Annotated in this window: 18 protein-coding genes and 1 tRNA gene; 12 read left to right on the top strand and 7 right to left on the bottom strand. The window is 43.3% G+C overall.

Annotated elements, in window-relative coordinates; all coding sequences use genetic code 11:
- The first annotated feature begins 84 nt into the window (after positions 1–84).
- The 4 genes from VF412_RS02465 to VF412_RS02450 are packed head-to-tail and all read left to right on the top strand — an operon-like array spanning position 85 to position 4,709.
- Complete coding sequence (locus tag VF412_RS02465; RefSeq protein ID WP_331337617.1) at positions 85–1,248, top strand: ABC transporter substrate-binding protein; 1,164 nt, start codon at positions 85–87, stop codon at positions 1,246–1,248.
- A 2-nt stretch (positions 1,249–1,250) separates the two neighbouring features.
- Positions 1,251–2,147, top strand: a complete 897-nt coding sequence (locus VF412_RS02460) for a branched-chain amino acid ABC transporter permease (protein ID WP_331337616.1) — start codon at positions 1,251–1,253, stop codon at positions 2,145–2,147.
- 8 nt (positions 2,148–2,155) lie between these two features.
- The gene (locus VF412_RS02455; protein ID WP_331337615.1) at positions 2,156–3,988 is read left to right on the top strand and encodes a branched-chain amino acid ABC transporter ATP-binding protein/permease; all 1,833 of its coding nucleotides are present in this window, start codon (positions 2,156–2,158) and stop codon (positions 3,986–3,988) included.
- Positions 3,981–4,709 (top strand): ABC transporter ATP-binding protein, encoded by a 729-nt coding sequence (locus VF412_RS02450; protein ID WP_331337614.1) that lies wholly within the window; start codon positions 3,981–3,983, stop codon positions 4,707–4,709. The genes VF412_RS02455 and VF412_RS02450 overlap by 8 nt, the downstream gene beginning before the upstream one ends.
- A gap of 6 nt (positions 4,710–4,715) precedes the next feature.
- Here the strand turns inward: VF412_RS02450 and VF412_RS02445 are convergent, their stop codons facing one another.
- Positions 4,716–5,408 carry a hypothetical protein gene (locus tag VF412_RS02445; protein ID WP_331337613.1) on the bottom strand — a complete coding sequence of 231 codons (693 nt, stop codon included), beginning with the start codon at positions 5,406–5,408 and terminating at the stop codon, positions 4,716–4,718.
- 235 nt (positions 5,409–5,643) lie between these two features.
- Between VF412_RS02445 and VF412_RS02440 the strand changes: the two genes are divergently transcribed.
- Both VF412_RS02440 and VF412_RS02435 read left to right on the top strand, forming a co-directional pair.
- Complete coding sequence (locus VF412_RS02440; protein ID WP_331337612.1) at positions 5,644–7,269, top strand: methyl-accepting chemotaxis protein; 1,626 nt, start codon at positions 5,644–5,646, stop codon at positions 7,267–7,269.
- Positions 7,226–7,729 (top strand): chemotaxis protein CheW, encoded by a 504-nt coding sequence (locus VF412_RS02435; protein WP_331337611.1) that lies wholly within the window; start codon positions 7,226–7,228, stop codon positions 7,727–7,729. Before VF412_RS02440 ends, VF412_RS02435 begins: the two co-directional genes overlap by 44 nt.
- Here the strand turns inward: VF412_RS02435 and VF412_RS02430 are convergent.
- Entirely contained in the window at positions 7,726–8,559 is an 834-nt protein-coding gene (locus VF412_RS02430) for a hypothetical protein (protein WP_331337610.1), read from the bottom strand. The genes VF412_RS02435 and VF412_RS02430 overlap by 4 nt on opposite strands.
- Before the next feature lie 225 nt (positions 8,560–8,784).
- A complete protein-coding gene (locus VF412_RS02425; RefSeq protein ID WP_331337609.1) occupies positions 8,785–8,991 on the bottom strand; it encodes a hypothetical protein in 207 nt (68 codons plus the stop codon).
- Positions 8,992–9,222: 231 nt separating this feature from the next.
- Here VF412_RS02425 and VF412_RS02420 point away from each other — a divergent pair, with 231 nt between their 5' ends.
- Positions 9,223–9,570: an antibiotic biosynthesis monooxygenase gene (locus tag VF412_RS02420; protein WP_331337608.1), complete on the top strand. Its 348-nt coding sequence runs from the start codon at positions 9,223–9,225 to the stop codon at positions 9,568–9,570.
- Here VF412_RS02420 and ligD read toward each other — a convergent pair.
- From ligD to VF412_RS02405, 3 genes are read right to left on the bottom strand one after another with little or no spacing between them, the layout of a single operon-like run.
- Positions 9,567–12,116 (bottom strand): DNA ligase D, encoded by a 2,550-nt coding sequence (gene ligD, locus VF412_RS02415; RefSeq protein ID WP_331337607.1) that lies wholly within the window; start codon positions 12,114–12,116, stop codon positions 9,567–9,569. The two genes, VF412_RS02420 and ligD, sit on opposite strands and share 4 nt — an antisense overlap.
- A gap of 15 nt (positions 12,117–12,131) precedes the next feature.
- Positions 12,132–12,992 (bottom strand): Ku protein, encoded by an 861-nt coding sequence (locus VF412_RS02410; RefSeq protein ID WP_331337606.1) that lies wholly within the window; start codon positions 12,990–12,992, stop codon positions 12,132–12,134.
- A 28-nt stretch (positions 12,993–13,020) separates the two neighbouring features.
- Complete coding sequence (locus VF412_RS02405; RefSeq protein WP_331337605.1) at positions 13,021–13,779, bottom strand: BON domain-containing protein; 759 nt, start codon at positions 13,777–13,779, stop codon at positions 13,021–13,023.
- A 359-nt stretch (positions 13,780–14,138) separates the two neighbouring features.
- Here VF412_RS02405 and VF412_RS02400 point away from each other — a divergent pair.
- Positions 14,139–14,214 (top strand) — tRNA-Gly (locus VF412_RS02400).
- A 244-nt stretch (positions 14,215–14,458) separates the two neighbouring features.
- Here VF412_RS02400 and VF412_RS02395 read toward each other — a convergent pair.
- The gene (locus tag VF412_RS02395; protein ID WP_331337604.1) at positions 14,459–14,842 is read right to left on the bottom strand and encodes a hypothetical protein; all 384 of its coding nucleotides are present in this window, start codon (positions 14,840–14,842) and stop codon (positions 14,459–14,461) included.
- A gap of 269 nt (positions 14,843–15,111) precedes the next feature.
- Between VF412_RS02395 and VF412_RS02390 the strand changes: the two genes are divergently transcribed.
- The 4 genes from VF412_RS02390 to VF412_RS02375 all read left to right on the top strand — a co-directional run bounded on the left by VF412_RS02390 (position 15,112) and on the right by VF412_RS02375 (position 19,532).
- On the top strand, positions 15,112–15,375 hold the full coding sequence (locus VF412_RS02390) for a hypothetical protein (protein WP_331337603.1): 264 nt from the start codon (positions 15,112–15,114) through the stop codon (positions 15,373–15,375).
- Between the two features lie 87 nt (positions 15,376–15,462).
- Positions 15,463–16,167, top strand: a complete 705-nt coding sequence (locus VF412_RS02385) for a hypothetical protein (RefSeq protein WP_331337602.1) — start codon at positions 15,463–15,465, stop codon at positions 16,165–16,167.
- A 269-nt stretch (positions 16,168–16,436) separates the two neighbouring features.
- On the top strand, positions 16,437–18,518 hold the full coding sequence (locus VF412_RS02380) for a hypothetical protein (protein ID WP_331337601.1): 2,082 nt from the start codon (positions 16,437–16,439) through the stop codon (positions 18,516–18,518).
- An 18-nt stretch (positions 18,519–18,536) separates the two neighbouring features.
- Entirely contained in the window at positions 18,537–19,532 is a 996-nt protein-coding gene (locus VF412_RS02375) for a hypothetical protein (RefSeq protein WP_331337600.1), read from the top strand.
- Positions 19,533–19,780 lie beyond the last annotated feature (248 nt).

Here is a 19,780-nt window from a genome sequence, read left to right as displayed (position 1 = left end):
CTTGACTTTAGTCGGAGCTGCACAAACACTTTTCATATATAGAAAATTTGCAACTCATACCATTGCAATCTTGGAGGCTCTACTATGAAACTTGGTTTGATGCTGTCGGCTTTGGTGGCCGCATCTGTTATTGGCTGTACGAAAAAATCTGAAGACACAATCAAAGTGGGCGTATTTGGTCCGTTCACTGGCGGTTCGGCTCCAATGGGTGTGTCCATGCGTAACGGTGTTCAAATTGCCATTGATGAAATCAACGCTTCAGGCGGTATCCTTGGGAAAAAAGTTGTGATGGTTGACCGTGATGATGAGGCCAAGAACGAGCGTGGCGGGCAAATCATGCAAGAGTTCTTGGACAAAGAAAACGTTGTCGCTGTATTGGGTCCAATCAATACGGGGGTTGCGGATGCTTCCACTCAATATCCAAATCAAAAGAAAGTTCCGATGATCATCAACGTAAGTGCTGGTGCGAAAGTGAACGAGCTTTTCAAGACCTATCCTGAAAACTATGTTTTCCGTATTGCCGCAAATGATGACATCCAATCGAAAGTTATCGTGAGCGAAGCCATTAAACGTGGTTACAAAAAACCGGCTCTTCTTTGCGATGATACAAACTACGGACAAAATGGCCGCGAAAAAATGGAAGCAGTTTTGAAGGGCTTGAATGTGAAGCCTGTTTATGTCGGCAAATTCAAAATTAAAGACACTGATATGAGCGCCCAATTGCAAGAAGCAAAAGCGGCTGGTGCTGATGTTCTTTTGGTTTACGGAATTGGACCAGAGTTGGCGGCAATTTCTAATTCGATGTCTCGTATCGGATGGACTCCAGAGATGATCGGCTCTTGGACTCTGGCGATGTCGAACTACATCACAAATGCGGGTAAAAATGGCAACGGCACTAAAATGCCTCAAACATTTATTGAAGCCGCGGCAACGACTCCAAAGCAAAAGAAATTCGTGGAAGATTACAAAGCGAAATTCAAAGAATCACCTATTGCATCTGCAGTTTCTGCCGCCCAAGGGTATGATTCTATGTACTTGCTAAAAAATGCGATCGTTCAAGCGAACTCTACTGATGGCAAAAAGATCAAAGATGCTTTAGAGAACTTGAATGCTCCTTATGAGGGTGTCACTGGAACCTACACGAAACCATTCTCTACAACCGATCACGAGGCCGTTAAAGAGAACAACGTGATGCTTGGCCAGGTTAAAGACGGTATTGTTATTCAAGCGACAACAGATAAGAAGTAAAGATGACTGAAATCTTACAGATCCTAGTGTCTGGTTGCGTTCAGGGTGTTATTTACGCCCTGATCGCATTTGGTTACAACCTGACTTTCTCGACTTCGAAAACCATCAACTTCTCTCTTGGTAATGTCCTGATGTTAGGCGGTGTTGTTGGTTTCTCTCTTTACGTCGATCGCGCGACGGGACAACTTTTAGGTTATCCTTATGTTCTTCCGGTGGTGGGCGTTCTTGTAGCCGGCGTGATCGCAGGTTGGGTGGTTCACAAATTTGCGGTAGAACCCTCGTTAAAATTGAAATCTGAGTACACCTGGGTTCTTGCCACTCTGGCGATGGGTATCATTATCAAGAATGCAGTGGAACAAATTTGGTCTACAGGCGATTACCGATTCCCATCTCCTCTCGGAGATGAGCCTTTGCGAATCTTTGGTGCAGGTATTTATCCGCAAGAAATTCTTGCGGTTGTTGTGGCGACACTGATGGTATTCGGTGTTGAACTTTTCAAAAGAAAAACAATTTACGGAAAAGCTATTCAAGCAGTCAGTGAAGATAAGGAAACCGCGATGTTGATGGGGATTCCTCAACAGCAGGTTGTGAAAGTGTCATTTATGCTAAGCGCTTGTATCGCAACAGTCGGTGGTTTGCTTGTGGCCCCGTGGACGTTTGTGTCGGCAACGATGGGAACATCTTTAGGAACAAAGGCCTATGTGGTTGCGATTATCGGTGGTCTCGAATCCGGTTTTGGATTGATCGTCGGTGGTTTGATTTTGGGTGTCTCTGAGTTTGTGACCGCAAGATATATTTCTTCCGGTTATAAGGAGCTGCCTGGCTTTATCATTTTAATTCTTGTGATTTTGATTAAGCCAAGTGGTCTCTTTGGTAAGAAGACAATTAAGAAGGTATAGGACGAATTATGAAATCAAAATCCTGGAAATGGATCGTTTACCTTCTTTATCTTCTTCCCTTGCTTTTGCCTTTTGTTGTTCAAAATGAATACTACGTTCATGGTATTCTAGGGCGTATTATTATTTATACGATTCTTGTAGCATCACTGGATTTGGTTACTGGATATATCGGCGACATCTCTATTGGTCATGCTGGATTGTTTGCCGTGGGTGCATACACCATGGCCATTTTGAATTCAACGGCGGCGGCCAATGCTGGCAGTACAATTCAAGTTTTCTATGAGTGGCCCTTCTTGGCATCTATGGCCGCTGCGGTTATAGTAACGGCACTGTTCGGGTTTCTCTTGGGATTCCCATCATTGAAAGCTTCGGGGCCGTATCTCGCAGTAACCACCATCGCCTATGGTAGTATTATTCATACAATCATCAACGAGCAAGAGGCCCTGACAAATGGAACGAAGGGCATTCAAATGTCTCCGCTTCATATTGGAAGTCTGTCATTGGACGGAAATAACTTTATATGGGTTGTGTATCCTTGTTTGCTTCTTGTGATGTATTTCAAAAGCAATCTTTCAAAAAGTTTTTGGGGTCGTGCTTTTGAGGCGATTAAATATTCAAGTATTGCCGCTGAAAGCTGTGGTATTTCAAAGACTCGGTTTAAAATTTCGGCTTTCGTTTTATCAGCTGCCATTGCTGGTCTTGCAGGGGCATTATTCACTCACTTGGATAATTATGTAGCTCCTGACACGTTCACCTTGGATTTCTCGATTCTTGCGTTGATGGCCCTGATTTTTGGAGGTGTGCGCTCGATCCTGGGTAATGCCATTGGGATGGCATTAGTTGTGATCTTACCAGATCTTTTCACGTGGTTTAAAGACTGGCGCTTGATGGTTTTCGGTATCTTATTATTGTTGGCACTTTTTTATTTGCCGTATGGTATTGCCGGGCTTGTGCGCAACTATTTCGAAAAATGGTTCCCAGCATTAAAGACTGATTATGATTTGGCAAAACTTCGCGAGAACGCGAAGGGATTGCAGTTAAAGTTTAATACTACCGAAAGCAGTAAAGAGATTCCACTTCGTTTAGAGGCTCTTGAAATGCGCTTCGGGGGTCTGGTCGCAGTTAATAAACTTGAGATGTCGTTGAAGCCCGGAGGTATTCATGGGCTGATGGGACCCAACGGTTCAGGAAAATCAACGACGGTGAATTTAATCACAGGTCTTTATCAACCAACACAAGGCCAGGTCTTTATTTTTGGAAAGCCTTCCAATAAAGTAAAGCCTTATCAGCGCGCCTATATGGGTGTGGCTCGCACATTCCAAAACTTGCAGCTGTTCAGTGATTTGTCCGTTTTGGATAACGTGATGGTGGGACTTCATAAGCACTATCGCTCTTCTTTGGTTTCAATCTTATTGGGACTTCCGAAAGTTAAAAGAGAAGAAGAGGCTCATTTGGCGGAAGCGTTTAAATGGCTCGAGTTTGTAGGTCTTGATCATCTAGCAACGGAAAAAGCGAAGAATTTGGCCTACGGTCAAGCTCGTCGTTTGGAAATTGCCCGTGCGTTGGCTTTGCAACCAAAGATTTTATTATTAGATGAACCTGCGGCAGGATTAACGTCGAAAGAAATTCAAGAGTTTAATGCCATCATTCGTAAAGTAAAAGAAGCGGGCATGGCTGTTTTACTGATTGAACATCATATGGAAATGATGATGCAGATTTCTGACGAAATTACGGTCCTTGATTTCGGAAGAAAAATCGCTGGTGGGACACCATTGGAAGTGCAAAAAAATCCTCAGGTCATTAAAGCGTACCTTGGAACGGAAGGATCAGAACATGCTTGAGGTTAAAAGCATCGTTGTAAATTACGGCGGTATCGAAGCTCTCAAGGGCATCAGTCTTCATGTGGAGCCAGGCGAACTGGTTGCTATGATCGGCGCGAATGGAGCAGGGAAGACCTCTTTGCTTCGTGCGATCTCGGGCCTTGTGAATCCACGACAAGGTGAGGTTTTGGTGCAGGGTAAGAACGTGAATAACGTTCCTGCACACAAGCGCGTAGGGTTAGGGCTTGCCCATTGCCCAGAGGCTCGTCACGTATTCGCACAGCAAAGTGTTCATGACAACCTGTTGTTAGGTGCTTATCTTCGAACAAAGAAAGAAAAAAAAGCCGAGATTGAAAAGACAATAGAAGAAATCTTCAATATCTTCCCGCGCCTTAAGGAAAGAAAAGATCAACAAGCAGGAACGCTGTCAGGTGGAGAGCAACAGATGCTCGCAATCGGTCGTGCCCTGATGCTAAAGCCGCAGATCTTGATGTTGGATGAGCCTTCAATGGGACTTGCGCCCGTGATTATTGATGAGATGTTTACGGTGATCGAGAAAATCAAAGCGACCCGTCAGACAAGCATCTTGTTAGTTGAACAGTTGGCATTCCGTGCACTGCAAGTGGCGGATCGTGCGTATGTGCTCGAGCAGGGAACGATCCGTCTTGAAGGGAAAGCGTCAGCGCTTCTTCATAGTCCGGAAGTAAAGGCTGCTTATTTGGGTGTGACTGGAAACGATTAAAGTTCTTTATGTTTTATCCAGGGACATAGGCGCAATAGATAGTGTGATCTGATAAAGATGTCCCTGATTTTCAGAGTGATGAAGTTTCTCGACATCACTCCAAAATCTTTGCAATTTTCTTTTTAATAAATTTATCTTACGTTCATCTAACGAAATCATGATGTGCGAGTGATGTTTAGCGGGATGTCGTACATATGTATTATTTCGAGCGAAATGAATATTTTTTCCTACGCTGTGAACGTCACCCTCATTAATACAAAGAAGTTGCTCGCTTATTAGACGATCTATAATCGGATTCAAATTATCTAAGGGGATTCCAGTCTTATTCGCAATGGTCTTTTTGCTGGCGCTATATTTTTTATTTCGAAACAGAGAAAGTACGGCGAGGTACTCTTTGTTGCTGTAAAGCGAACTGTGGTTTTCCAATGATATTTCCAGTACGTCATCGTCCGGGGGTTGATTGAGGCTAAGAAGGAATTCCTTTCGTTCTTCACCTTTAAGATTTAATTTTTTAACGATAGAGTCAATTTTGTGAGTGGGAAGAGATCTTTTCCCAGCCAGGATTGCCGAGAGAGTGCCAGAGTTTAGATCTAAGAAGGTGGCGTACTGTCTTAGCGAAAAATATCTATTGAGTGATTTTCTATATTTAAATTCGTCATGCAATTTCTGAAGAAAAAAAGGTCGCAATGTTCTCTGCATTCAAATTCTTCCTGGGAGCCAATGCTAGACTGGGCGATAATTTCACAGCTTCGAAGGATTACAGCTGAATATTGTATAAATCACGTTTGTTTATAACCTAACGGCGCATTGGTGCTGCAAATTTAAATTTGCAGCGAAAATTAGAGCAGTCATCAAAAATAAAGTTCATTTTTAAAAAAGGCCTCCGAAAAGAGCTCGCGTAGTTATTTAACATTGGTTTGTTTAAGGGGGGCAAATGGTTTCTGAAGTAAAGTCGTCATGGTTCAAAGGGATCAAGGGAAAGCTTCTGTTCGCAGCAGTTCTTCCGATCGTCGGGTTTGGAGTGCTCTATGTGAGCGCAGATTATGGTTTGAATAAAGATGCTGAAATCATATCAACATCACAAGACGTTTTGATTCCAAAATTAGATAGTATTGGTGGGATGCGTAACGCCCGCAATCGCTTTGGGTATAAGGCGACTCAAGTTCTTTATGAATCTAATACCTCAAAACAAAGAGACGCCTCTATTGAAGAGATTAAGACGGCTCTTTCAGACTTCAAAAAACAATACGACAATTATCAAAATGCCCCGTCCCTGACGAAAGAATTAGAACTTCAAAAGAGTGGGAAGCCGGCTGTTGAAGCTACCTACAAGGCTATGGTTGAGATTTATGATCTGATCGAGCCGAACGAATCTGCCAAGAATGAACAGGCCAAGCATTTGATGGGCGCCTCATTTACAACAGACGGAAATATAGCTCAACAATTCATGATTGATGTTGTGACTCTGTACCGGGAGCACGTAAAAATTCAAAAAGCGGATAGTGAAGCGACACGTAAGCAAGTTACTTTGATTGTAGTCTGCACTTCATTAGCGGCAAGTATTTCAATTTTCGCAATTCTATTGTGGCTGGCGCAACAAGTGTCTTCGAGTGTGGGATCGATCTCGCAAAGATTAGCGGGAGCCGCGCGCGAGGTGGCAGCGTCCGTTGAGCAATTGAATGAAGCTGGAAACACACTTTCGTCATCATCAACAGAAGCTGCGGCATCTTTGGAAGAGACAGTTGCTTCATTGGAAGAAATGACCTCGATGGTAAAAATGGGTTCAGACAATGCCAAGCAGGCCGCGGCTTTAGCATTATCTTCGTGTCAGGCTGCCGAGACGGGGGCCACAGATATTCAAAATTTAATTAAGGCGATGCATGATATTTCCATGTCATCTAAAAAGATTGAAGAAATTATTTCGGTTATCGATGATATTGCGTTTCAAACAAATTTGCTGGCTTTGAATGCGGCTGTTGAGGCTGCTCGGGCTGGAGAGCAGGGAAAAGGATTTGCTGTTGTAGCGGAAGCGGTTCGCTCCTTAGCACAGCGAAGTGCTGCTTCGGCAAAGGATATTTCAAATCTTATTAAAGAGTCGGTGTCGCAAGTTGATTCTGGAAGTCATATTGCAGATCGTAGTGGGACCACTCTTTCAAATATCGTTCAATCGATTAAAAAGGTTTCAGATCTGAACAATGAGATTGCGACAGCGAGCCACGAACAAGCGACTGGCATCGAGCAGATTAATAAAGCTATGAGTCAGTTGGATCAAGCGGGCCAAGCTAACGCAGCTTCGGCAGAAGAGATTGCCGCAACAGCTGGAGAGATTAGCAATTTAGCTGTTGCAACCCAAAACATGACAGAGGAATTGAATCATGTGGTCTTAGGGGGACAGTCTTCCGAAGTTTCCGAACACTTTATAGCGTCACCGAAAGCGAGACCAGCAACTCAGGTTGTACCATTCGTCGCGAAGGCTCGCATGGCAAAGGTTACCGGTGCTGATAAAATTCCATTTGATGATGAAAAGCGTGGAAATATCAACGATGCAAGTGGGTTTTAGTATGAGCTTGGAAGGACAATATCTTACATTTCAACTAAGAAGTGAATTATTCGGAATTCCAATCGGCGATGTCAGAGAGATCAATCAATATGGTGAGGTGACTCCTGTACCTCACTCTCCTGAGGCCGTAAAAGGTGTTATGAATTTGCGGGGAAAGATCATTCCGGTCGTTAATTTGCGGGTTAAGTTCGGAATGGACGATCGCAATATTACAAAAGAGAGCTGCATCATAGTTATTGATACAGCTGCAGGCCTTGTCGGTATGGTTGTTGATTCGGTGAAAGAGGTGATACAACTTCATCAAAACCAGATTGATCAGGCGGCAAATCTGGCGACTTCCGGCAAGCAGAGCCTTGTTCGTGGAGTTGGTAAATTAGAAAATCAAGTTGTTCTTTTGGTCGACGTCAAAACATCATTCGCTAGAGATGAATTTGACGAGTTGACCGAGGAAGTCGCTTAATTGCAGAACGGAAGCTTTTTAACGATGGCGGCAATGCCTGAGATCTGTTGATAGCTTCCGCCTTTACGTAGTGTTGACCAATAGGCATTTGAGCTCACCGTGATTAAACCAGAACGTGCAATCTGCTTTGCCATAATACCAACGCCACAATAAAGATTTTTATAGGGATCAAGAATTGTTTTGTTTGGATCTGTAGCACTTAGATTTCTATCTGCGTTCCAGTCAAATTGGCAGAATGGATAAACTTGAATGTCTTGATAGGAAAGTTGCAACAGGCCTTCTGAATAAACAGATTTGCCGGTGATAGGGTCCGTGCCCATTGTGGATTCAAGATAACGACTTGTTGGGCTCCACGCACTTTCATATTTTGCGACGCCAACGAAAAGTTGAGCCCACACATTTGCACGTTGGTCATTACTCAGAGTCGAATATTTAGGGCAGAACGTGTCCATGTCATCGGCTCCTGGCAGTAAAGCACTCCAAGTTGTCGAAATGATTTCTTGAAGATATTCTGACCATTGAGTTCTTTGGGGGGATGAAGACGATTCCCATGCAAGAGCGGTCATCTGGTAGGCATTTGCGCTTGAACCAGAGCCAGAAGATGAGGATCCACTTGATGAAGATCCACTGCTTGATGAACCACTCGAAGACGGTCCACCGGTGGAAGTTCCCGAATCAACACTTTGGCCGCTGTTGCTGCCGCTTCCAGAGGTGCTCGAGATAGGGAATTGTCCTGAATTTGAACAACCAGTTGACAGAATAATCGTAAGTGAGAGAGCTGCCGTCAGCAAAGATGCTTTCAAGTGTGACTGAGTGATTGTAGTAACCATATAGAACCCCCGTCGTCTTAGGTAAGCAACCTAAAGACCATGTGAGGTGGTTCTAGATTTTTTGAAGTGCTTGAAATCCCAGAGTTTCTTCAGAAGGAAGAAAGGACTAGTTTCGTTGAATCTGTCTACGTCCAGGGAAGTGGACTGTTTTTAGACGATTTCCAAAAAAACAAACGCCCATCATGATGACGGGCGTTTGTAGAAAATCGGTTAAATCTTAGATCTTCATTGAACAAAAGATCCTCGGCGCGGATTCGCATAATTCGTCGGACGAGAGATCTTTTCATCATCGTACGCAGAAGGAACGCGGCCATTGACGTTTTGTTCGTAAGCTGGATGATCTGACTCTGGAGGAGTTGTTGCACATCCTGCAAGTCCTAGCATTCCAAGAACACATGCTGCCATCATTGTTTTCGCTGTCTTTTTTAACATACGCACTCCTATGTTGTTGATGCTCCCACTAATCTGAGCAATGAACTCATCGGCACTTTGCAGGACTTAAGAAGGGGTGTTTGCAAAAAAATTAAAGTTTATTGGGATCTTGTTCGGTTTGTTTTTATTTGAGGCACGTCGTGTCTCAGCATGAGAATCGGCAGATCCAAAGCGCATCAGTTGGCTACGGCAATTTATTCCGGTTTACTAGTGAGACACATGGAGGCGTCCATGGTCGGACCCGCGTTGCTTGTTACGATGGAAGCAAAACCCGGAAAAGAAAATGAGGTTGAGGAGTTCTTGAAACAGGCAGCCAGCCTTGTTCATGACGAAGATGCGACCACGGTTTGGTTTGCCGTTAAATTTGGACCACGCACTTTTGGAATCTTCGATGCCTTTCCTAATGAAAAAGGACGCGAGGCTCATTTAGCCGGTAAAGTCGCGGAACGTCTGATGGCGAAGGCGCCAGATTTATTTGAGCGGACTCCGCGAATCGAAAAGATAGATGTTCTTGCAGAGAAAATTCCAGGCTCAGAAAGAATTGATTACGACATCCCTCCAGAAGCTTATGCTCCTTAAGAGAGATGCAGCTCTTTGTCGTCAACGGATCGCGAACGTGATTTCGTGCTCTGATCGAGAACAGCAATGCGTTGCTTTGTTCGTAAATAATCTTGCCACGGATCTTTCGTTCGTTTTTTTAAATAGGTCAATGCTTTGGGAAGAGTGAATTCTGAAGGACTTTTAAGTCTCTTCAACTGAGTCCATTCGACAGGCATGGCAACCGCACTGATGTCGCGCGCACGTAATGAGTAAGGCGTGACCGCCGTCGCACCACGTCCGTTTCGAAGATAGTCGATGAAAATTCTTTTGGTGCGAAGACTCTTTGTCATTTTTGAAACGTAAAGATCGGGATTGCGATTCTCCATTTCAATAGCCAAAGCCTGGCAGAAATTTTTAATCTGATCCCAAGTGTAAAGAGGCTTAACTGGGACGTGAATATGAACCCCTTTACCACCCGTGACTTTAACGAAGCTTTTTAATTTTAAATGATCTAGAATTTCTTTTAGTTCAAAAGCCGCTGCCACTACTTGTTTCCAACTAACATCGGGGCCTGGATCCAAATCCATGATGAACTGATCGGGATATTCTAAGTTGTCAGCCTGAGAATTCCAACAGTGAATTTCAAAGGCCCCCATTTGCACCAATGTTTGAAGTCCCGCGGAATCATGCAAAGTCATATAGGTTTTTGTAGCAGATTTTTCTTTAATAGAAACGCCTTCAAGAGCCGGAGGTAGGGGCTTCGGAAGATGCTTTTGAAAAAAGCAGCCTTTGCCAGGGCCCTCTGGGCAACGCAACAGATTTAACGGACGATTTTGCAAGTAAGGCAAAACTTCGTCTGCCACGTTAAGATAGTATTGAGCAATATCCATCTTAGTGATCTTTTCTTTCTGATAGATGATTTTATCGGGGTTCGTGATGTGAATCGAAGATTTCACGGATTTTTCCCTCACAATTTGTTTCGCCGGTTTGTCTTCACGAAGTCCATGGAAAACGGGGACGCGTAAATGACCATCCTGAGTCCACTCGGCAAAAACGATCTCTGCACTTAATCTTGGCTGAACCCAATGAATGCCTTTTCCCTTCGGGATTTTTTCATCAAACGGAGTGATTTTTTGCTCTATGTGCTGCAGTTTCTGTAATACGTCAGACAGCGATTTTTCTGTGAAGCCTGTTCCGACTTTGCCGACGAAGGTGAGCTTGTCTTCTTTATAGACCCCAAGAAGCAAGGCTCCTAACTGCGCGCGAGCCCCTGATCCTTCTATGTACCCGCCAATAACGAACTCTTGTTGTTGTGTGCGTTTTGATTTCATCCAGGCAGAGTTTCTGCCGGAAACATAAGGGCTGTTTCTATTTTTAGAAACAATCCCTTCCAATTGGAACTTATCAGCGATTTTCATCAATTGTTTCGGCGTGCCTTCAATCTCGTCACTATAACGAAGGGAGGTGGGCGCCTTTGCTAAAATCATTTTCAATCTTTTTTTTCGTTCGACCAAGGGCAACTCTCGGATGTCTTGTCCTGAGTATGATAGAAGGTCGAAAGCATAATAAATCATATTTTTAACGCTAGAATCTTTCAGCGCATTTTGCAGCAATTGAAAGTCACTACGACCTTTTTCATCAAGAACAACAATTTCGCCATCAAGAACGGCTTGATCCACCGTGAGCTTGCTGAGAGCGGTTGCGATCATAGGAAAGGCTGAGGTCCAGTCTTTTCCAGAACGAGTGATCAGACGCACATCATGATTATGAATATGGGCCTGAATGCGATAACCATCGAACTTCATCTCGTGAATCCAGTCGTCACCAGACGGGGGTGTATCGACAAGTAGAGCTAATTCTGGCGCCATGAATTTCGTTTTTGCCAAGCGGTTGCTAAAACGATTCGCATGGATTTTTTCACCGTACTCGTCGACGTTATCCTCTTCTTCGGAACGGTTGGATTTTCGTGACGCTTTCTTTGCAGATTTCTTCTTTGAAGGACCGGGGGATGTAGTGGCTTTTTTAGATCTAGTTGATTTAGTCACCGCTGAAGAGTTTCGCGAAGGAGCTTCTGCCTTAGTGGGCACTAAAGGTTTTGTGCTGCTATAACGATCATCTGTTTTAATAAGAAGCCATTGCGATTGACGTCCAGGGATTTTTGTTTTGATCAAATCCCAATGGCCTTTCAATTTTTTTCCTTTTAATTCAAAAGACAGATGTCCTTTTTTAAAGCCGGCCTCTGCATCAAAAGTAGGTTGCCACGTGCCGGTGTCCCAAATGAACACTTCGCCCGCACCATATTGCTTTTCAGGGATGATGCCTTCGAAACTTCCGTAGGAAATCGGATGATCTTCCACTTCAACGGCAAGTCTTTTTACGCTCGGATCCAGACTGGGACCTTTAGGAACGGCCCAGCTTTTTAAAACTCCATCCCATTCCAAACGGAAATCATAATGCAGATGAGAAGCGTGATGCTCTTGTACCACAAACATCAAAGGGTGATCCTTGGCTTGTCTATGGGATTTGCCTTTGGGCTCTCTGGTTTTCTTGAAATCTCTTTTGCGGTTGTACTCTTGCAAAGGCATATCTTGTCCTTTCATTTAAGCAGAGCGAGCACTGGCCGTTTTACGTCGTGTTGTCGTTCCTTTGGTTTTTCCATTGGAGCGACTTGCTGCAAGACTGCGTTTTAAAAGAGGCATCAAATCCACAACGTTGCTTGTTGTTTCGATATGTTCCTCTTTCGGAGCCGATCGAACCACTTGGCCCTTGCCTTGACGGACTTTATTGTCGATGGCCTTCATCATATCCTGATAATAGGTGTCTTTGTATTTTTCAGGTTTCCATTTGGCAGTCATGCCTGCAATCAATTCCTCGGCCATTTTAAGTTCTCGAGCAGAGAATGAAGCGCGTTTGCTGAGCTCCTTCATAGAGCTCACATCACTGACATCTTTGATTTGGTGAGCAAAACGCAAGATCTCTAAGACGATGTAATCTTCACGAGGCATGAGCATCACAAGATGTTGCTTCACACGGATGACAATTTTAGCAATGGCAACTTTTTTAGTTTTCTTCAAGGCTTCACGTAAAAGGTAATATCCTTTTTCTGCACCTTTTTGCGGAACAAGATAGTAGGGACGTTGGAATAGTAGGGGATCCACATCTTGCAACAGAACGAAGTCTTCGATGTCGATGGTCTGTGTCGCCTTGGGATTCGCTTTTTGAAAATCAGCGTCGTTCATAACCACGTAACGACCTTTTTCATATTCAAAGCCCTTTACGATACGATCATAAGGAACTTCTTTACCGGTGTTTGCGCTGAATTTTTTGTAGTTGATACGGGACATGTCTTTTTTATCCAGCATCGAAAAGTGAATGTCTTTATCTTGGTCCGCGGTCTGCAACGTCACTGGAATATTTAAAAGACCAAAACTGATCGAGCCTCTCCAGATATTAGAACGCATGCGGCCTCCCAATTCATAAAATCAGTTACTAGGGTTGATGCAAAGAAATATCGCGCACGTTGCGGATTAACGAATCCTGATCCACATGCAAATGGTTGACGACGTCTTTGACTCCGTCGCAAAGGGCCGCGGCATCTTCAGCCAAATGTTTCATGCGTCGATTAGGTACGTGACCTTCTAATGTGACTTCGCCTGCCTGCACTTGGACTTCGATATCATGAGCATCGACTTCATGATGACGAGTCAGCATTTCGCAAACCTCATCGCGAATTTTTTCATCAGATCGCACAAAGTTTTTAGGACCTTTTCCCGTAAAATCAGGCCGACGTTGTTTTGCAGAAGGATTCTCTTCGTGAAATTCACCGGCGTAGCCTGCACTGCCACGATCTTCGACATGACGACGTCCTTCTGAGGTAAAGCGATTCACATCAGTGCCGTAACCATAAAAATGGGCTCTCGAATATTTTTCGTAGTCAAAGCGGTCTGAACCATAATTCATTTCTGAATCGCGATTGGTGTTTGCACCGAATGATCCTGCTCGAGCGGCGTCCGGTCCAAAATATGAACCATAGGTTGCTCGATCATAGGCTGAATTTGCAGGGGAGGCATCGCGGTAGCGTCCTGAATCATAAGGACGGAAGCTTTCGTCTTCGTTGCGCGCAGAGGATCTGCTGCCTGCATAAGTACTACGAGGCGTTTCGTTCTCGAAGCCTTCGTATTCGTCCGAGCGTTCACGTTGATAGGGATAGTTTCTTTCTTGAGGACGTCGTTCAGAACGAGGTTGCATGGTCGCCTCCTTGAGGGAGTTATCTTTGCTTTAAAGATACGCCCGCAAGGTCAACATACAAATCCTGGCCCCCTGTTTTTAGATAGAAAACAAGAATCGCAAGATGGTTCTTTGATGAAAGACAAAATCAGAGAATTTTGCCACTGTTTAGGAATGAGGTTCGGCAACTATGGGAGTTGTGGGAATCGGATTGTTTTGAGTTCTCTGCCCCCAAATATAGCCCACAAAATAAGCAAGGCAGCCAATTAAGGCGAATATCATCCATTTTTTTATGCGGCTCATCACTATTGCTCTCATTTTTTTAGTTTTAGCCGTTGACAAGAATGCCTGGCAACAGTAATTTTGGTCTCTCTTCCGATGCGGGAGTAGCTCAGTTGATAGAGCGATGCCTTGCCAAGGCATAGGTCGCGGGTTTGAGCCCCGTCTCCCGCTCCAAATTTCTTTTTGGAGTCTGCATCGAAATCCATTGTCTAAAAAAATCCAGAACTTATATACACGAGATGGCGATTTTATTTTGTCATGAAATGAGCTGAAATTTCGCGAAATTTCCTTAGGTGCGACAAATGCGACAGGGGGAGATTGGACCAAGTCCTGCGGCAGAAATTGCGAGGATCATGTAAGAGAGTGCAACCCCACTTTCGCAGGGGCTCGGTGGAGTCTGAAAATCCCACTCACACCTTTAGTTGCACTTAAAAATCTTCGTACTTTGGGAAATCGCCGAGTCAGTCAACTCGACCCAAAGTTCTTTCGTCGTATAGTTAGAATATAACTTGCCCGTTGTTTTTAGAATGTTGGTCTCGTCTTCAGTATAAATATTGCCTTGCCAATCACGCTCTTTAGGACCGCCCGAAATCATACCGTGATAGAACACGTATTTTTTAATCAAAGTCGGACTTACAGAAAGGTTGTTCAAAAATACAGGCGTTCTGTGGGCATCTGGGCCGGCATCTGCCATCGTGAGAGTCATATCTTCAGACTGACAAATAAGTGGATCTGCGCCGAATGCCGATATTGCCATAAGAAGCAATCCCATGGCTAAAGCCAAACCAAATTTTGAATTCACATTTCCCCCTTCGTTGTTCAATTGCGGCGACATTAGTAGAAGCTTCCATGGCGAGCAAAACAAATCGAACGATTCGCGCTCTAAAGAAGAAAAATGCGTTTCGAAAAAAACGAAACTATCTTTTAGGAAAGAAATAAATTGCCAATAAAAAGGCACCCCAAGCGACAGGGCAATTTGACCGCACGGGGCGCCGACTGGCCTTTAATTTTACCAAATTTATTGTACTTGATTCCGGTTTAGAGAATATTATCCAAAAAAATGGAGATCGTATGCTAACGCTTCGAAAGTTTTCTGTCTCTATCGTCCTTGTCTTTTCAAGTTTATCTTGGGCTGATGAATTGGTCACAACCGTTGGTTATGGCGACAACTGGGGAAATACAGCGGTGGACGATGCAAAAGAAGAGGCCTTACAGTTAGCAAAAAGTCGCTGCAACAGTGAAGTTCTGCAAGTCGGGGACTGGGAAGTCATTATCTTGAATCATAAAGAGGGAGAGTTTCGCGTGAGTGCCTCTGCTCAGTTCAAGTGCCTTTAAGCTAAGAGTCAATGGTCAGAGCAAAAGATTGCTGAATCATCCAGGTTCTTTGATGCTGTTCTGTTAGAAATAAGGTAATTTTTAATTATGAAAAGATTCATATTATTGTTTTTCATAATGCTAATTGCAGGCTGTGTTTCTATCGAGCGCGATGTTTATTTTAAGGATTTAAATAGCCAAGATGAAAAAACCTTGAGCGCTAGTCGACCGGGAAGCCAATTTCGTTCCAAGCCTATCGATATTAGTAGTGTTAACAAAACATCAATAGATGATGATTCTAATGAACGAACGATTGTTTTATCGATCTCCAACTACGCAGCCGGAAGCTATCTATGGGGTATAATTGTTCCGATAGTGCCCGTTTTTTATCTCCCGAGTATGCATTTTAATCTTGTGAAAAACGAGCCCCTGCGAGTGCAATGTCAGATAATTGCTTCTTACGGTCCTCGATATTTAGAAAGATGGAAAAGTGCTGGTAGCCGAGATTTGTATATGCTTAATAAAAAAGGCATCGAAGTTGCGGAAAAAATGAGTCTTAAAAAAGACAGCTGTGTGTCTATTAGCTTAACTCTACCTGATGGAACAGAGCTATTACCGAGTCATGTCGAGTTTAATGAAGAGTCTTATCAAACGACTTTTGTATTTAATACGATGGCAACTGATCTCAATATTTTTAAAATTAATGTCGCCGAGATTCGAATCGACTCCAGCAAAAAACTAAACGTAAATGTCACGTTCCAAGCCGCACTTGAAGACTGGACCCGGTATTACTTAGTTCCGGTTGCGCCATAGAGAACTTTTGAACTTATCCTATTTAGAAATGAACGAGCTCAAAGTTTATCCGGGGCAGGTCAGGTTTAGGAATCCAAGGCTGGGGCAAAAAGACCAAGACAGATTCCTGTCAGTTTGAAAAAGGAAGCGTGGGTAAAAAGAGAGATATGGGTGCTCTCTGTCAACGCCGAAATGAACGCGAAAAAATTCATTGTCGCTGAATCTTCTCCAAACGCCTCAGAGAAAGGACCTAGGTCCTTTCTCTGAAGTTCAAATAATATATTGTTTGCATGTCAAAACTTGTCATCTATAAACTAACATCTGTCTATATTGAGGAGTACAATGCGATGAGAGTAGCGCTTGCTTCAGTGATTGTAGTATATTTAATTTCTTTTTCTGCGCTAGGCGGAGATACGAACCCAACTATGCCGATACCAACAAATGGGATTATTTCTTTTGATTTTCAGCAGTCTGACTTGTTTGCAAATCCAATTTCACTGCCAGACAACCAACTATTATCTCAAAAGACAATTCAAAATTGGACGTTCTTAGTTGGTGATTCTGAGGCAAGATTTGATTTTGGTGTCAGAAGATGTACGCCAGAAAACTATCAGCCTGCAAATTACCCCACAGCAGTTCCTATTTGTACCGGCATCGAAAACGTGCAAGGCGCCACATATCTGAACTCGCGTTTTCCGGTGATATCCGCCTATGGTTTACATCTTGGCGTTTATATCCCTGAAGCGAATATAAGAGAAATCGCAGCACTCGCTCATCCGGATTATTATCCGCCACGATCAATTGAAATTACCCTTGAAGCAAAAAATGGTGTTCCTCCAAATTGCACGACAAATGTTGGTGAGGTTTTGCCGGCATCGATTCTGGACCCAGGTGAAATGATAATTAGATATATTGCTCCGGTGAACTTAAGAAGTGGCGGATTCCAAGAAATACAAATTGGTTGCTCCACTCCATTGGATTATGTGTCAGTTGATTCTGTGACTCCGAACCTCTATACGGCAGGATCTATTTTTTACGACTATAACTATTTAATCTTTGGGTATGCCAATTTTTATACGTCAGGCTTATCAACGGCAACCGGGTTGAAGTTGCAGATTGAGCCGTTGGATCGAGATGAAGTTGAACTTCCGGTTCAGGCGAGACAGGTAGACATTTCAAACAATGTCACCGTCACATTGCCGTTAGGACAATTGGCTGACCTCACCCTGCAAAATTCAAGTGGCGAAGTAATTCCGGCGACGTTTACATTGAGTGCGCCAACGTTCGATCAAACATTAGTAAGTGCGGAGTCCCTGTATACGGATCATGTGGGAATTCTTTTCCAAAATACGACACGTGATAATGTAATACCCCAGGAGATAATCGCACTTCATCTTGGTACTGAGTCGTTAACGATCACGCCGACCGATACGACGATTCCGCCAATCACCGTGAAATTGAAGGTCGTAGCAGGGAGTCTTGGTTCAACAAACAATCAGTTTGACTCAAGCATCAATAATTATGCAAGTTTGCGTGGAATTCCTCCTCAGTTTATCAAAGCGCTAATTAGTCACGAGTCAGGAAAAACATTTGCGACGAATTCTTATAGATACGAGCCTGTTTCGATCGATGCCCAATATTTAGGTGCAGATATCTCTGATAAAACTCGTACTAAATTTTCAAACGTAATAATTTCAGATATCAACGCAGTGGTTTTGTCTTCCAAGTCTACAATTGCTCCAAGATCGATTTATGGAATAAGATTTCCCAAAGAACAAAAAGATGGTTTTATTACGAATGACTTCGAAGCTAAGGAGGGTATCAATATATTTGCCTCTGATATTCTCGATTATAATGATACAAGCAAGTATGGCTTTGCAAGTCAGAATTGGTTAAAAGTCGCTAGCAAAAATCTAAAAGATTTTAACAAAAATCGAGCGCTAGGAAATGGAACTTCATCCCAAGCTGGTAGTAATGACTTTTCCAAGACCTATGGATTTCCGGCACAGACTGTAGCTGCGGCAAGCTATGGTTTAATGCACGTAGTGCATTTCTACGCAGTGACTCAATGGACAACTAAATTGATTGACGGTAGTGGACTTGCGATTGACCCAACAGATGCACAGAATGGACTGGTTAATTCGGACGTTAACATTAAGTTCGGATCACTTGCGCTGCGAAGTGCGTTTGGGAGTGTCAACTCGACAGACCAAATCCAGAATTTCAAAACGTTTTCAAAATATTCGGATTTGCTTCGAAAGGCTTCACAGAAGTACAATGGAATTAATTCGAAATTCACAGCAGATAGAATTCTAGCTGAGCCATATAATCAGGCGGTTTGGGGATACTGGAATAACTATTTACCTCAGTAAGAAATTGAAGGAAAAGCTATGAAAAATGCATTTATTCTCTTTTTAATTTTGTTCTCATCAATCTGTAGAGCAGATTTTAGTACTTTAATTTCCGACAAAGATTTGAGCGTTTTTGTTCCCGATGAACTTAAAAAGGATTCGGATGGCGATCTACAGTCTTTAGGTAATGGGATTCGGGCGGCTGTGGTTTCTGTACGATATGGGAATGGTATAAATGGTTTAGTGGTACAATTTAGAAGTGATGATCAGAAGTGCAGGCTTATTGCTCTTCGAAAAATGAAAGGATCTTTCTCGGTGGCGGGTCCAACTGTTATTAAGGATGTTTCAGATCTTAATGAATGCGTTGGTCTACTAGTATTTGATTTAGATCAAAACGGAACAGACGAAGTCGTTGTAACAAGAATGGATATGACCGTGGCCATTTCTCCGTTGATCTTTTCCTGGATTGGGGGGCAGCTCAGAGATGTTACTCCAAGGGATGGTGAATACGAAGTTCTGCGGACTGTTACATTCTTTGATAAACCTGTTCGGGGGAAGATAGTCATCTTCGATGAAGAGCCGGATGTTTCAGCCTCAAAATTGCGAATCTATAAATTCGAAGGAGGCAAGGTGGTATTGGACGGTGAATTTGATTCTGTAACATACGCAGCTCCGACTGTCGGCAATGCTCCAGTAGTAATAAATCCAACGTTTCCTGCCGCTGGAACATATGTGCTTAACGTTAAAAATGTTTCTGATAATCTTAATAGGGCGGTTCGGGCAGAAATTTTCCTGAATGGTTCTTTGGTTTTAAAGCCGCAAGATTTCTGTGAAAGCATGCAGCCAGCTAAAACCGATAAGAAAGCTTGGATGGGACATGACGATGACTCTGATTCGGATATAGATCATCTCAAGCGTTGCAAAGCTAAAAAAGATGTGTACGCTATCGTAAACGTCAAACAGACCAATGAGCTAAAAATTAAAGTGTTCGGTCCAAAAGATTCTAAGATTCAGGTGAGTCTAACTAAAAAATAGCAGATAGAAATAGTTTAGATATTGACGGCCTCTCGGAAGAGAGGCTTTTGTGTTTTGGAAAAAGAATAACTCTACCTGTGGAAGACCCACTTTGGTTCAAAATAAGACATGACACTACTTCTGCCTGACTGATTTTCCGCAGGACTTAGCACTTTTGCGTCACTTTATCGATCAAATAGGAGTGTGGCGTTCCGCTCGAGACTTCTGGGATTCGTTTTTAAACTCGAGTGTTCGTTCGCACTTTTTAT

It is taken from the genome of Bdellovibrio sp. (assembly GCF_036384735.1).
Taxonomy (GTDB): domain Bacteria; phylum Bdellovibrionota; class Bdellovibrionia; order Bdellovibrionales; family Bdellovibrionaceae; genus Bdellovibrio.
Note: the sequence above shows the minus strand (reverse complement) of the source record. Positions and strands in the feature narration are given on the sequence as shown.

Excerpts from the sequence above, each read along its gene's own strand:
- ligD (WP_331337607.1), bottom strand. The coding sequence starts at position 12,116 with ATGCCTTTGCAAGAGTACAACCGCAAAAGAGATTTCAAGAAAACCAGA.
- VF412_RS02390 (WP_331337603.1), top strand. The coding sequence starts at position 15,112 with ATGCTAACGCTTCGAAAGTTTTCTGTCTCTATCGTCCTTGTCTTTTCA.
- VF412_RS02440 (WP_331337612.1), top strand. The coding sequence starts at position 5,644 with ATGGTTTCTGAAGTAAAGTCGTCATGGTTCAAAGGGATCAAGGGAAAG.
- VF412_RS02375 (WP_331337600.1), top strand. The coding sequence starts at position 18,537 with ATGAAAAATGCATTTATTCTCTTTTTAATTTTGTTCTCATCAATCTGT.
- VF412_RS02450 (WP_331337614.1), top strand. The coding sequence starts at position 3,981 with ATGCTTGAGGTTAAAAGCATCGTTGTAAATTACGGCGGTATCGAAGCT.
- VF412_RS02385 (WP_331337602.1), top strand. The coding sequence starts at position 15,463 with ATGAAAAGATTCATATTATTGTTTTTCATAATGCTAATTGCAGGCTGT.
- VF412_RS02435 (WP_331337611.1), top strand. The coding sequence starts at position 7,226 with ATGATGAAAAGCGTGGAAATATCAACGATGCAAGTGGGTTTTAGTATG.
- VF412_RS02445 (WP_331337613.1), bottom strand. The coding sequence starts at position 5,408 with ATGCAGAGAACATTGCGACCTTTTTTTCTTCAGAAATTGCATGACGAA.
- VF412_RS02460 (WP_331337616.1), top strand. The coding sequence starts at position 1,251 with ATGACTGAAATCTTACAGATCCTAGTGTCTGGTTGCGTTCAGGGTGTT.
- VF412_RS02465 (WP_331337617.1), top strand. The coding sequence starts at position 85 with ATGAAACTTGGTTTGATGCTGTCGGCTTTGGTGGCCGCATCTGTTATT.
- VF412_RS02380 (WP_331337601.1), top strand. The coding sequence starts at position 16,437 with ATGTCAAAACTTGTCATCTATAAACTAACATCTGTCTATATTGAGGAG.
- VF412_RS02425 (WP_331337609.1), bottom strand. The coding sequence starts at position 8,991 with ATGTTAAAAAAGACAGCGAAAACAATGATGGCAGCATGTGTTCTTGGA.
- VF412_RS02405 (WP_331337605.1), bottom strand. The coding sequence starts at position 13,779 with ATGCAACCTCGTTCTGAACGACGTCCTCAAGAAAGAAACTATCCCTAT.
- VF412_RS02420 (WP_331337608.1), top strand. The coding sequence starts at position 9,223 with ATGGTCGGACCCGCGTTGCTTGTTACGATGGAAGCAAAACCCGGAAAA.
- VF412_RS02410 (WP_331337606.1), bottom strand. The coding sequence starts at position 12,992 with ATGCGTTCTAATATCTGGAGAGGCTCGATCAGTTTTGGTCTTTTAAAT.
- VF412_RS02455 (WP_331337615.1), top strand. The coding sequence starts at position 2,156 with ATGAAATCAAAATCCTGGAAATGGATCGTTTACCTTCTTTATCTTCTT.
- VF412_RS02430 (WP_331337610.1), bottom strand. The coding sequence starts at position 8,559 with ATGGTTACTACAATCACTCAGTCACACTTGAAAGCATCTTTGCTGACG.